The organism is Mesorhizobium sp. WSM1497, assembly GCF_001672455.2.
Classification (GTDB): Bacteria; Pseudomonadota; Alphaproteobacteria; order Rhizobiales; family Rhizobiaceae; genus Mesorhizobium; species Mesorhizobium ciceri.
In genome coordinates, this window is sequence record NZ_CP021070.1 from 5,205,528 (window position 1) to 5,217,572 (window position 12,045).

10 protein-coding genes are annotated in these 12,045 nt (G+C 62.8%); 2 read left to right on the top strand and 8 right to left on the bottom strand.

Annotated features, from left to right (window positions below; translation table 11 throughout):
- Positions 1-76: 76 nt before the first annotated feature.
- A complete protein-coding gene (ppx, locus tag A9K65_RS25590) occupies positions 77-1,612 on the bottom strand; it encodes an exopolyphosphatase (protein WP_064994368.1) in 1,536 nt (511 codons plus the stop codon).
- Positions 1,612-3,813: an RNA degradosome polyphosphate kinase gene (locus A9K65_RS25595; RefSeq protein WP_013532416.1), complete on the bottom strand. Its 2,202-nt coding sequence runs from the start codon at positions 3,811-3,813 to the stop codon at positions 1,612-1,614. Before A9K65_RS25595 ends, ppx begins: the two co-directional genes overlap by 1 nt.
- Positions 3,814-4,024: 211 nt before the next feature.
- Between A9K65_RS25595 and A9K65_RS25600 the strand changes: the two genes are divergently transcribed.
- Entirely contained in the window at positions 4,025-4,270 is a 246-nt protein-coding gene (locus A9K65_RS25600; protein WP_027163328.1) for a zinc-finger domain-containing protein, read from the top strand.
- A 19-nt stretch (positions 4,271-4,289) separates the two neighbouring features.
- Positions 4,290-5,531, top strand: a complete 1,242-nt coding sequence (locus A9K65_RS25605) for an FAD-dependent monooxygenase (RefSeq protein WP_064994367.1) — start codon at positions 4,290-4,292, stop codon at positions 5,529-5,531.
- Between the two features lie 73 nt (positions 5,532-5,604).
- On the opposite strand, the gene A9K65_RS25610 is transcribed toward A9K65_RS25605, so the two are convergent.
- The 6 genes from A9K65_RS25610 to A9K65_RS25635 all read right to left on the bottom strand — a co-directional run bounded on the left by A9K65_RS25610 (position 5,605) and on the right by A9K65_RS25635 (position 12,039).
- The gene (locus A9K65_RS25610) at positions 5,605-6,273 is read right to left on the bottom strand and encodes a TIGR02117 family protein (RefSeq protein ID WP_064994366.1); all 669 of its coding nucleotides are present in this window, start codon (positions 6,271-6,273) and stop codon (positions 5,605-5,607) included.
- A 111-nt stretch (positions 6,274-6,384) separates the two neighbouring features.
- Positions 6,385-7,188 carry an amino acid ABC transporter ATP-binding protein gene (locus A9K65_RS25615; RefSeq protein ID WP_013532420.1) on the bottom strand — a complete coding sequence of 268 codons (804 nt, stop codon included), beginning with the start codon at positions 7,186-7,188 and terminating at the stop codon, positions 6,385-6,387.
- 85 nt (positions 7,189-7,273) lie between these two features.
- Complete coding sequence (locus tag A9K65_RS25620) at positions 7,274-8,431, bottom strand: amino acid ABC transporter permease (protein WP_013532421.1); 1,158 nt, start codon at positions 8,429-8,431, stop codon at positions 7,274-7,276.
- A 9-nt stretch (positions 8,432-8,440) separates the two neighbouring features.
- Entirely contained in the window at positions 8,441-9,628 is a 1,188-nt protein-coding gene (locus tag A9K65_RS25625; RefSeq protein ID WP_013532422.1) for an amino acid ABC transporter permease, read from the bottom strand.
- A gap of 63 nt (positions 9,629-9,691) precedes the next feature.
- Entirely contained in the window at positions 9,692-10,720 is a 1,029-nt protein-coding gene (locus tag A9K65_RS25630; RefSeq protein ID WP_064994365.1) for an amino acid ABC transporter substrate-binding protein, read from the bottom strand.
- 443 nt (positions 10,721-11,163) lie between these two features.
- On the bottom strand, positions 11,164-12,039 hold the full coding sequence (locus A9K65_RS25635; protein WP_064994364.1) for a DUF2182 domain-containing protein: 876 nt from the start codon (positions 12,037-12,039) through the stop codon (positions 11,164-11,166).
- Positions 12,040-12,045: the final 6 nt, after the last annotated feature.

Genomic DNA, 12,045 nt, shown 5'->3' on the forward strand with positions numbered 1-12,045 from the left:
GATGCCGCCGGCGAAGTACGACCGGCAGGTCTCCGCTTAAGTCAGATAAGACACGGGTCTGCTAGCAGCTAGCGCCTTATTTCACCGACATGCTGGGGCCACCCTCGACGGCCAGCACCAGCCGGCGGTTGGTGATCCTGGCCAGCTGCGCCAGGCGCCCGGCCGGCCGCTCGCCATAGAGATCGGCCAGCGATGCCGGCAAGACCAGCGCCAGCACGCCGTTGGCGCGCTGTTCCCATTTCAGCCTGGGCATGATGCCGGGCATCGACGCCGTCAGCAGGTAGACGACGCGCATCATCGCGGCGAGGACGCGGGCGCGCTCCAGATAACGCGGCGATGCCAGAGCCTTGATCTCGGGGGCGATGGCTTCGTTGAAGATGCCGTCGTGACGATAGGCGTTGGCCATCGCCAGGAAAGCACGGCCAGGATGGTCGACGCCGAAGAAGGACGCGTGCGCAATGATGTTGAGCGATTGCTTGCCGCGGTATTCGGGATGCGCGCGCCAGCCGATGTCGGCCAGCAATGCGGCCGCGTGGCGGTAGCGCGCCTCGTCCTCGGTCTCGTCGATGCCGAAGGCCGCAAAGGTCTTGGCGGTCCAGTCGACAAGTTCGTGCGCATGGGTGACGGAGCGCGAGCGCAGGCGGGCGAGTTCCTCCGAGGCCGAAATCAGCGGATCGGCCTTCTGCTCCGCCTCGTCGAGCAGCGAATAGAGAAAGCCTTCGCGCACGCCGAGCGCCGAGACGATGATCTTCGACGGCTGCATCGCCGCCATGATCTCCTGCAGCACGATGGCGCCATAGGGCAGCAGCGAACGGCGGTTCTTCGAAACGCCTTCGATGCCCTTGACCTTCTCGATCTCGGCCTTGGCCACCTGCTTGAGGAAGTTCGCCGCGCTTTCGGCCGATATCTCGTAATGGTGCATGACGCCAAGCGGATAGTTGGTCATTTCCATGTGCAGCCGGGCAAGATTTCGCCAGGTGCCGCCGACGGCGTAGAAGGGCCTGCCCTGCCCGCCTTTCAACAGCTTGGCTTTCGCCAGTTCGTCACGCGCGATCCTGGCCGCCTGGGTCAGCGAGTTCTTCGCCATGTCCTGCAGGCGCAGGCCGCCCAGCGGCAGCGTGATGCCGTCGCCGATCGCCTCGCCGCTGACATCGACCAGTTCGAGACTGCCGCCGCCCAGATCGCCGGCGATGCCATCGGCCGGATGGAAACCGGAAATGACGCCGAGCGCGGAATAGTACGCTTCCTGACGACCGCTGATCACTCGGATCTCGGTCTTCAGCACATCCTCGGCGCGGTGGATGAAATCGGGGCCGTTGACCGCCTCGCGGGCCGCCGCGGTCGCCAGCACATACATTTGCTCGGCGCCGGCCTGGTCGGAAAGCGCACGAAAGCGGCGGAACTCTTCCATCGAGCGCGTTACCGCCTCGGGGTCGAGCTTGCCGGTCGAAACGATGCCGCGGCCGAGACCGGCCAGCATCTTTTCGTTGAACAGCATGGTCGGCGAGCGCGCCAGCCCCTCATAGACGACGAGACGGATCGAGTTCGATCCGATGTCGATGATGGACAGCGGTCGGCGGTCCTGCAGCCGGCCCTGAGAATCAGACAGCATCAGCCGGACGCTGCGGCGTTCTTCTTGCGGCGCTTGAACTGCGCGATGCGCTTGGGCGCATGCGACTTCAGCGCGTCACCCCGTCCCGACAGGCTCGGATTGGTCATGAAATATTCCTGCGCGTTGAACGGTTCCTCGCCCTCCTCCAGCACGACGCGCCGGGAGGTTCCATCAGCCAATACGTCGAAACTTTGCTGATTGTCCATAATGTTGCCCAGCATGATCTGGCCAAGGATCTGTTCATGCACAGTTGGATTGGTGATCGGCACCATGGTTTCGACGCGGCGGTCGAGATTGCGCGGCATCAGGTCGGCCGAGGAGATGTAGACGATCGCCTCGTCCGACGGCAGGCCGAAACCATTGCCGAAACAATAGATGCGGCTGTGCTCGAGAAAACGGCCGACGATCGATTTTACGCGGATGTTTTCCGACAGGCCAGGAACCTGCGGCCGCAGGCAGCAGATGCCGCGCACGACAAGGTCGATCTCGACGCCGGCGCGGCTGGCATCGTAGAGCGCGTCGATGATGATCGGATCGACGAGGGCGTTCATCTTCATCCAGATGCGCGCCGGTTTGCCTTGCACCGCGTAGGCAATCTCGTCGGCAATGTGCTTCAGGATGCGGCTTCTCAACGTGAACGGCGAGATCGCCAACCGCATTTCGTCCGTCGGCTCGGCATAGCCGGTGATGAAATTGAACAGCTGGGCGACATCGCGCGCAATCGTCGGATCTGTGGTGAAGAAGGACAGATCGGTGTAGATGCGCGCGGTGACCGGGTGGTAGTTGCCGGTGCCAAGATGCACGTAATTGCGCAGCTTGCCGTCCTCGCGCCGCACCACCAGCGACATTTTCGCATGCGTCTTCAGTTCGAGAAAGCCGAACACCACCTGCACGCCGGCCCGCTCCAGGTCGCGCGCCCAGCGGATGTTGGCTTCCTCGTCGAAACGCGCCTTGAGCTCGACCAGTGCGGTGACCGACTTGCCGGCCTCGGCCGCGTCGACCAGCGCGCGCACGATCGGACTGTCGTTGGAGGTGCGGTAAAGCGTCTGCTTGATCGCCACCACTTCCGGATCGGCCATTGCCTGGCGCAGGAACTGCACCACCACATCGAAGGATTCGTAGGGGTGATGGACGACGATGTCCTTCTCGCGGATGGCGGCGAAACAATCGCCGCCATGCTCGCGGATGCGCTCGGGAAAACGCGGATTGTAGGGCGTGAATTTCAGGTCGTCGCGGGGAACGGCGACGATCTCGGAAATCTGGCTGAGCGCCAATGGACCGGTCAAGACGCTGATGCGGCTCGACGACACGCCAAGCTCGCCGGCGACGAAATCGCGCAATTCGCCAGGCATCAGCCTGTCGAATTCGATGCGGATCACCGATCCGCGCCGACGCCGCTTCAGCGCCGTTTCGAACAGGCGCACGAGGTCCTCGGACTCCTCCTCGACCTCGATATCGCTGTCACGGATGATGCGGAACGTGCCGGAGCCCTTGACCTCGTAGCCGGGGAAGAGCTTGCCGATATAGAGGCCGACAGCCTCTTCCAGCGGGATGAAGCGGACATGATGCTTGCGGTCCGGCAGACGGATGAAGCGCTTCAGCGCCACCGGCAGGCGCAGCAGCGCGCTCATCTCCTCGCCATTCTTGCGATGGCGCAATTGCAGCGCCATCGAGAAGCCGAGATTGGGGATGAACGGGAACGGATGCGCCGGGTCGATCGACAGCGGGGTCAGCACCGGGAAAACCTGTTCCTGGAAATGGTCTTCCAGCCAGATTTTCTCGTCCTTGGTCAGCGCATCGCGGGTGATGCTCTCGATGCCTTCCTTGTTGAGCAGCACGGTGAGCGCCGAAAGGCTCTTCTGCTGGTCTTCCTGCAGCCGCTCGACCTCACGCAGCAGCTGTTCGAGCTGCTGTTCGGGGGTGCGGCCGTCCGGGCTCTTCAGCGTGATGCCCTCGCGCACCTGGCCGGCAAGACCGGCAACACGGACCATGAAGAACTCGTCGAGATTGGCGGCCGAGATCGACAGGAAGCGGACGCGCTCCAGCAGCGGGTGATTGAGGTTCAGCGATTCCTCGAGAACGCGCCGGTTGAACTGCAGCCAGGAAAACTCGCGGTTGACAAACCGGTCAGGGTTGCCGCCTTCCGGGCGAGCCACCTCGACATCCACGAATTCGTTCTGCACCGGCTTCAGTTCGTTCATGATTCCCGCTCTTCCACACCCGCTCAAGCCGGCTAGCCAGTCACTCTAGCGACCCATGGTCCCTCCCGAAAACCGAAATCGGTTTTCGGGTCATGGGTTAACCGGCTTAACTTATCCTCTGACAGGCTTTTGCGACAGTTTGATTTCATCGAACTTGCAAAGAGGCCTGATATGATCCAGATGCAGACGAGACTGCGTTAAGGAGACGACGATGGCAGGCGGTTCCATTCCCCATTTTCAGAACGATGCGGGCTATCCGGCAATCGACATCGGCGTGAAGGAATTCATGTGCACGGGCGCCAATCCGCCTTTCGACCACCCGCATGTGTTTCTGGACATGGGCGACGACAATGAAAAAGTCTGTCCCTATTGCTCGACGCTCTACCACTATTCGCCGAAGCTGAAGGCGACGGAAACGCTGCCGGCCGGATGCATCTACATCGAACAGGCCGCCTGAGACTTTCGCGACCAGCCCGATGAACGACACGCGTTCCCGGCAAATTGTCGTCGCCGGGGCCGGTGTCGCCGGATTGACCGCAGCCCTTGCATTCGCCTCGCGCGGCTACGCGGTTCGGGTGTTCGAACAGGCGCAGCGCCTGGAAGCTGCCGGCGCCGGCATCCAGCTCTCTCCAAACGCGACGCGCATCCTTCGCCAGCTTGGCGTGCTCGACCGGCTGCTGCCGGCAGCGGTGCGGCCGCAAGCCGTGGTGTTGAAGAAGGCCGCGACCTTGCGCGAACTGGCGCGCGTGCCGCTGGGGCAAGCCGCCGAAACCCGCTGGCAAGCACCCTATCTCGTCGCGCACAGGGCCGATCTGCAGAGCGCATTGACCGCGCGCGTTGCCGAGGTGCCGGATATCCATCTCACCACCGGCGCGCGCATCGGCGACGTTGCCTCCGGCCCGCATGGCATCACGGCGACGGCCGAGATCGACGGCAAGACCATCGAGGCGGAGGGCTTCCTGCTGGTCGGGGCCGATGGCGTCTGGTCGTCGGTGCGCGCACTTGTCGACTCGGCCAAGGGGTCGGCTTCGCCAAGAAACCGTTTCTCCGGCGAACTGGCCTGGCGCGCGACCGTCGCGGCTGACAGCGCCGCGGGGCAGAGCTTTGCCGCCATCGGCGCCAGGGACTGCGTCACCACCTTCCTGCATCCCGGCTTCCATATGGTGGCCTATCCCGTCAGCAAGGGTGCGGCCTTCAATCTCGCGGCCTTCACCAGAGGCGACCGCATTGCCGAAGGCTGGTCCGGCAACGCCGACGCCGGGATCCTGACCCGAGCTCTTGCCGGCACCGCGGCAGAACTTGCCCGTCTGGTCGAGCAGGCCGGCCCGTGGACCGCGTGGCCGATCCACACTGTCGATTCGCAACATGCCTGGGCAACACCGAACGGCATGGCGCTGATCGGCGACGCCGCGCATGCGATGACCCCATTCGCGGCGCAAGGTGCGGCCATGGCGATCGAGGATGCAGCGACGCTTGCCGACGCCGTCTACGCCTCCCCCGCGAACCCGCTGGCCGCGCTTGCGGTTTGGGAACAGTCACGGCGGCCGCGTGTCGCGCAGGTCGCCCGACGCGGCGCTGTCAACCGGCTGGCGTGGCATGCCGCAGGGCCGGTGGCGATTGCGCGCAACGTGTTCCTGAAAATGCGCTCGTCGGAAAAACTCGCGGCGGATTTGGAGTGGCTCTATGGCTGGCGGGCACCGGAGGCTGACGAAAGCTGAAACCTGCGAAAGGTTGGCGGGACAAAGGGGGTGTGAAGGAACGCGACGCTCGCCAATTCGCGGAATGCCCACCCTAATTATACAGCCGCATCGATAGCCCGAGCGATACAGGCAGCGGGTTCCACCAGCCGGTGCGCAGGCCTGCGGTGCGCAAGGCGGCCGCCGTCCAGGTGTTGCAGCCGATCAGTGCGTTGAAATGGCCGTTGGCTTCGTAGAAGCCGTCGAACCTGGAATAGGCCGCGTCCGGAACGAGGATCGGGCCTTCCGGTCCGCGCTGGAAACTCGCATCGATGAAATCGAGCAACGCCGCGAACCGGTCCTCTGTGATGTCGAACCCCGCGATGTCAGGACGCGGTTCGAGGATGTCACCGGCGACATCGACATGCATGACCGACGCGTCGAGGGTCAGTGCCTTCATCACCGGTACCGCCTTCAGCTCGGACCATGTCGGCGTCTCCAGGTAGAAGGCGCGACCGCCCCAGCCGAAGACGATGTAGCGGACCTCCGGCCTGTCGGCCGGTATGCCGGCGTCGACCAGGAAGTGGAAACGCCGGCGCACGGCATCGTCGACCGGGATGGCGATATCGGTGTGGATCGGATTGTTCAGCACTAGGATGTGGCGCATCGCGGCGGGCATGGCGGCGGCCGCCGGCCACAGCGGCCGCGGCACGAGGGTGCCCGTCGTCACGGCGAGAGCGACGACAATCAACAGAAGGCCTAGAAAACGTCCCAGTCTCTTCATGAAAAGCGGCTCTGCAAAAGCGCTCCAGCGCGACAGGAACGGTCGCCTGTTATCCCATACGCAAAAGAGCCCGGCAGTGTTTCAGCCGGGCTCCTCGCAAACATCGAAAGCCTAGTGCAGGATCTGCGACAGGAACAGCTTCGTGCGCTCATGGCGCGGGTGGTCGAAGAACTCGGCCGGCGTGTTCTGCTCGACGATCTGGCCCTGGTCCATGAAGATCACCCGGTTGGCGACCTTGCGGGCAAAACCCATCTCGTGGGTGACGCACAGCATGGTCATGCCTTCTTCGGCAAGGCCAACCATGGTCTCCAGCACTTCCTTGATCATCTCCGGATCGAGCGCCGAGGTCGGCTCGTCGAACAGCATGATGCGCGGGTTCATGCACAGCGAGCGGGCAATCGCCACACGCTGCTGCTGGCCGCCGGAAAGCTGGCCGGGATATTTGTTGGCCTGTTCCGGGATCTTGACGCGCTTGAGGAAATGCATGGCGATTTCCTCGGCCTGCTTCTTCGGCGTCTTGCGCACCCAGATCGGGGCCAGCGTGCAGTTCTCCAGGATGGTCAGATGCGGGAACAGGTTGAAGTGCTGGAACACCATGCCGACCTCGCGGCGCACCTCGTCGATCTTCTTGAGATCGTTGGTCAATTCCTTGCCGTCGACGATGATCTTGCCCTTCTGGTGCTCCTCCAGGCGGTTGATGCAGCGGATCATGGTCGATTTGCCGGAGCCGGAGGGGCCGCAGATGACGATGCGCTCGCCGCGCATCACTTTCAGGTTGATGTCCTTCAGCACATGGAACTCGCCATACCATTTGTGCATGGCGATGATGTCGATGGCGACATCGGTCGTCGAAATCTGCATCTTGGCGGCGTTGACCTTGATCTCTTCTGCGCTGACGGCATTTTCGGTGGCCATGAGAGGGATCCCCTTGTTCTTTTGTTGTTGGTAATGATGCCTGTCGTTACCCCAAAACCGCTATACACTTTTGGGCGACATGCATTCAGCGTTTGTGGCCGGTGTCGAGCCGGCGTTCGGTGTACATTGAATAGCGCGACATGCCGAAGCAGAACAGCCAGAAGACGAAGGCCGCGAAGATCAGGCCAGACCTCGCCGTCTGCGCGGTTGCCCAGTTTGCATCGGAAAAATTCTGTTTGACGATGCCGAGCAGGTCGAACATCGAGATGATGATGACCAGGCTGGTGTCCTTGAACATGCCGATGAAGGTGTTGACGATGCCCGGGATGACCAGTTTCAGCGCCTGCGGCATGACGATGAAATACATCTTCTGCCAATAGCCGAGACCGAGCGAATCGGCGCCTTCATACTGGCCCTTGGGGATCGCCTGCAGGCCGCCGCGCACCACTTCGGCCATATAGGCGGCGGCAAACAGCGACACGCCGATCAAAGCGCGCAGGAACTTGTCGAACGAAACGCCCTCCGGCAGGAACAGCGGCAGCATGACGCTGGCGAAGAACAGCACGGTGATCAGCGGGATGCCGCGCACCGTCTCGATGAAGACGACGCACAGCGTCTTGATGATCGGCATCTTGGAACGGCGGCCGAGCGCCAGCACGATGCCGAGCGGCAGCGACACGGCAATGCCGACGAAGGACAGGCTGAGCGTTACCAAGAGCCCGCCCCAAAGCGAGGTCTCGACATGCGGCAGGCCGAACATGCCGCCGACCAGCAGGACGAAGGCGACGATCGGCAGCACGAAGAACAGCAGAACCGCATTCAGCCCTTTGCGTGGCACCTTCGGCATCAGCATCGGCACCAGCAGCGCCACGAACAGGATGGCGACCAGGATCGGCCGCCAGCGCTCCTCGATGGGATAGCGGCCGAGCATGAACTGGCCGAACTTGGCATTGACGAAAGCCCAGCAGGCGCCGGTCCAGCCATCCGGCTGGATGCCGCCTTGCGCCACCGTGGCGCATACGGTCCGGTCCGGCCCCGTCCACACGGCGTTGATGAACGCCCAATTGATGATTTGCGGCAGGATCATCGCCACCAGGGCGATGCCGACGATTGTCAAAATGGTGTCGCCGGTAGACGCGATCAGGTTCTTGCGCACCCACGCACCGAGGCCGGTGACGCTGGCGGGCGCCGGCTGCGCCAGCACCATTTCGGTGCGCACCCAGGACATATCATGTTCTTGCATGTCCTTACCTCACCTCTCCACCAGCGCCATCTTGGCGTTGAACCAGTTCATCACAAGCGAGGTCAGAAGGCTGATGGCGAGATAGATCACCATCATGATCACCACGCCCTCGACGGCCTGGCCGGTCTGGTTCAGCACTGTCCCGGCGGTCGCCGTCAGGTCCGGATAGCCGATGGCGATGGCCAGCGACGAGTTCTTGGTCAGGTTGAGATACTGGCTGGTCAGCGGCGGAATGACGATGCGCATGGCCTGCGGCACGACGACCAGCCGCAGGATCGATCCGGACCGCAATCCCAACGCACCGGCGGCTTCCGTCTGGCCCGCGCTGACACCCCTGATGCCGGCACGCACGATCTCGGCGATGAAGGCGGCGGTATAGCAGGACAGCGCCAGATAAAGCGACAGGAACTCCGGCCGGACCTGAAAGCCGCCGGTCAGGTTGAAAGTCGACTGCTTGGGGTAGTCGAAGCTCAGGGGAAAGCCGCTCAGCGCATAGGCGAGCAGCGGCAGCCCGACGATCAGCGCCGCGGATGTCCAAAACACCGGAAATTGCTGGCCGGTCGCCATCTGCCGTTGCCGCGCCTTGCGCGCGACGAACCACGCCATGGCGATGCCGACGAGCAGGGCGACGAAGATCAGCCATGAACCGTCGCCCCATACGGCGCGTGGAAAATAGAAACCGCGCTGGTTGAGAAAGGAGCCGAACGGCAAATTGATGCTGTCGCGTGGCGCCGGCAGCACAGCCAGCACGCCGGAATACCAGAAGAAGATGACCAGCAGCGGCGGGATGTTGCGGAAGACCTCGACATAGACGGTGCAGATCTTCCTGATCAGCCAGTTCTTCGAGAGCCGGCCGATGCCGATGACGAAGCCGATGATTGTCGCGGTGATGATGCCGACGATGGCGACGATGACCGTGTTGAGGAGGCCGACCAGAATGGCGCGGCCATAGGTCGAATCCGACGAATAGGCGATCGCGCTCTCGCTGATATCGAAGCCGGCGCGGCCCTTGAGGAAGCCGAAGCCTGAAGCGATGCGCAACCGCGTCAGATTGTCGATGACGTTGTGGGCAATCCACCAGACGCCCGCCACCAGCAGCACGACGACCAGCACCTGGAAGAATATGCCCCGGATTTTCGGATCGTTGATGAAGGAGCCGCGGCTGGGCTCCTCGCGAAGTACGTCCTGCGATGCCATTCGACCGTCCCCTGGAAAGAGAAACCGGGAGGCAGATGATCTGCCTCCCGGATCACATTTCGATCAGCGGATCGGCGGCGCGTATTGCAGGCCGCCCTTGGTCCACAGCGCGTTGATGCCGCGCGCGATCTTCAGCGGGCTGCCCGAGCCGACATTGCGCTCGAACATTTCGCCATAATTGCCGACGGCCTTGACGATGTTGACCACCCAGTCATTGGAGACGCCGAGATCGGTACCGATCTTGGTGTCGGCTTCCTGGCCGAGAACGCGCTTGATCTCGGGGCTGGCCGAGTTCTTCATCTCATCGACATTGGCCTTGGTGATGCCGAGCTCTTCAGCCTGCAGCAGCGCGAAATAGGTCCACTTGACGATGTGGTACCACTGGTCGTCGCCCTGGCGAACGGCCGGTCCGAGCGGCTCCTTGGAGATGATCTCGGGCAGCACGACATGGTCGGCCGGCGATCCCAGTGTCAGGCGGATGCCATAGAGGCCCGACTGATCGGTGGTGTAGACGTCGCAGCGGCCGGCATCATAGGCGGCGTTGACCTCTTCCAGCTTTTCGAAGACGACCGGATTGTACTCCATCTTGTTGGCCTTGAAGTAGTCGGCGAGGTTCAGCTCGGTGGTGGTGCCGCTCTGCACGCAGACGGCTGCGCCCGAAAGCTGCAATGCCGAATTGACGCCCGGCAGCTTCTTGGCGTTGATCATGAAACCCTGGCCGTCATAATAGGTGACGCCGATGAAATTCAGGCCGAGTGCCGTATCGCGGTTGATGGTCCAGGTGGTGTTGCGAGACAGGATGTCGATCTCGCCCGACTGCAGCGCGGTAAACCGCTCCTTGGCGCTGAGCGGCGTGAACTTGACCTTGGAGCCGTCACCGAAGACGGCGGCCGCGACAGCGCGGCAGAAATCCGCATCGATGCCTTGCCAGTCACCCTTGTCGTCCGGCGCCGAAAAGCCGGCCAGGCCGGTGGAGACGCCGCACTGGATGAAGCCCTTCCCCTTGACGGTGTCGAGCGTGGCCGCCGACGCGGCGGACGCCATCAATCCAAGCGTGGCGGCGCCTAGAATGCCGATAGCAATGTGTTTCATGACCCACAGACCCTTTTCTCTGTTTTTCAGGAGTAAATCCTGATTTTTTTCTCCCGTGTGAACGCGGCTTCATCCCGGCCCATCCCGAAACCCCGCATCGTAACCGACGCGCCGCCTCCCATTCACAAATGTCATCGAAGGCGATAATTCCTGTGAGGTCAAGGGAAATGACCCAAACCCGAAGAGTTTGAAAACCGATTGCCGTAAATGCCTGATTTACAGACAAACACGCCCGCGAATTAGTCAGCAGGGGCCAATAAAGGCGGCAAAGCTGATGCAACGCCAACGCGGGGCCGATACCGGCCGCGGCAGCGAAATCCATCCCGGGCAAATACCTCGTGGTTGTTGACCTCCGCGTGGGGCGAACTACCATGTCCCAAGATTGTCTTCTGACGATTTACTGGCGGCTGCAGTCCAATACAGGTCGCAGACAAAGACTGTTCTCAAGAGGCTTGAAAGACGATCCAGGTCCCGATGCCAGCCATCAACGCGCCTGAAACGCGCGGAATCAGCTGCCCGGTCGGCACCGTCTTCTCCAGCAGGACCAGGATGGCGATGCCGGCGATCCACAGCACGTTCATGACGCCACCGACGAACAGCAGGGCCATCAGCGCCCAGCAGCACCCCAGACAGTAGGCGCCGTGATCGATGCCCAGCCGAAGCGCGCCGAGCGGAGCGGAGCGGAATCCGCCATGGCCGGCCAGGAACGCGATCGGGGCCTGACATTGGCGCAGGCAGACGCCCTTCATCGGCGTCCATTGATAGAGACCGGCGGCGATCAGGACGAGGCCGCCGAGGACCGCGCTGCCGGTCGCCATCGAGGGGTCGAGCAAGGCAAGACGGGCGAGCAGCCATTGCGCACCGGTCGCCACGAGGCTGAAGACGACCCAGACGGCGAGGTAGCCGGCAAAAAACCATCCCGTCGAAGCGATGGGCCTGCCATCCGCCCGCGCCTTGCGGCCGACACCGGCATAGAGCAGCAACATCGGTGCGACCGAAGGCGTCATCATGCCGACCATCATCACCGCCCACATCGTGAAGGTGAAAGCGAAATCGGCCAATGCCCAGGCCCGGATGCCTGGCGCCACTGCGGCGCCCATATCCATGCCGCCCATATCCATGTTCGACCCGTCCATATTCGACATGTCCATTCCGGCCATGTCACCGCCTCCGCTGTCCGGCAAGGCGGAGCCGGGCATGACCAGGTCGGTGGCGAGCCACAGCACATAGGCCCAGGCGAGCACGGCAATCACCACGAGCGCGGCCATCACGACCGCACGATCGCGCCGCAGCACCGCCTCGAGGGCCGTGTCGCCCATTGGATC

What these genes read in the sequence shown, in the direction of transcription:
- ppx (WP_064994368.1), bottom strand. Translation starts at nt 1,612, where the DNA reads ATGCTGTCTGATTCTCAGGGCCGGCTGCAGGACCGCCGACCGCTGTCC.
- A9K65_RS25595 (WP_013532416.1), bottom strand. Translation starts at nt 3,813, where the DNA reads ATGAACGAACTGAAGCCGGTGCAGAACGAATTCGTGGATGTCGAGGTG.
- A9K65_RS25600 (WP_027163328.1), top strand. Translation starts at nt 4,025, where the DNA reads ATGGCAGGCGGTTCCATTCCCCATTTTCAGAACGATGCGGGCTATCCG.
- A9K65_RS25605 (WP_064994367.1), top strand. Translation starts at nt 4,290, where the DNA reads ATGAACGACACGCGTTCCCGGCAAATTGTCGTCGCCGGGGCCGGTGTC.
- A9K65_RS25610 (WP_064994366.1), bottom strand. Translation starts at nt 6,273, where the DNA reads ATGAAGAGACTGGGACGTTTTCTAGGCCTTCTGTTGATTGTCGTCGCT.
- A9K65_RS25615 (WP_013532420.1), bottom strand. Translation starts at nt 7,188, where the DNA reads ATGGCCACCGAAAATGCCGTCAGCGCAGAAGAGATCAAGGTCAACGCC.
- A9K65_RS25620 (WP_013532421.1), bottom strand. Translation starts at nt 8,431, where the DNA reads ATGCAAGAACATGATATGTCCTGGGTGCGCACCGAAATGGTGCTGGCG.
- A9K65_RS25625 (WP_013532422.1), bottom strand. Translation starts at nt 9,628, where the DNA reads ATGGCATCGCAGGACGTACTTCGCGAGGAGCCCAGCCGCGGCTCCTTC.
- A9K65_RS25630 (WP_064994365.1), bottom strand. Translation starts at nt 10,720, where the DNA reads ATGAAACACATTGCTATCGGCATTCTAGGCGCCGCCACGCTTGGATTG.
- A9K65_RS25635 (WP_064994364.1), bottom strand. Translation starts at nt 12,039, where the DNA reads ATGGGCGACACGGCCCTCGAGGCGGTGCTGCGGCGCGATCGTGCGGTC.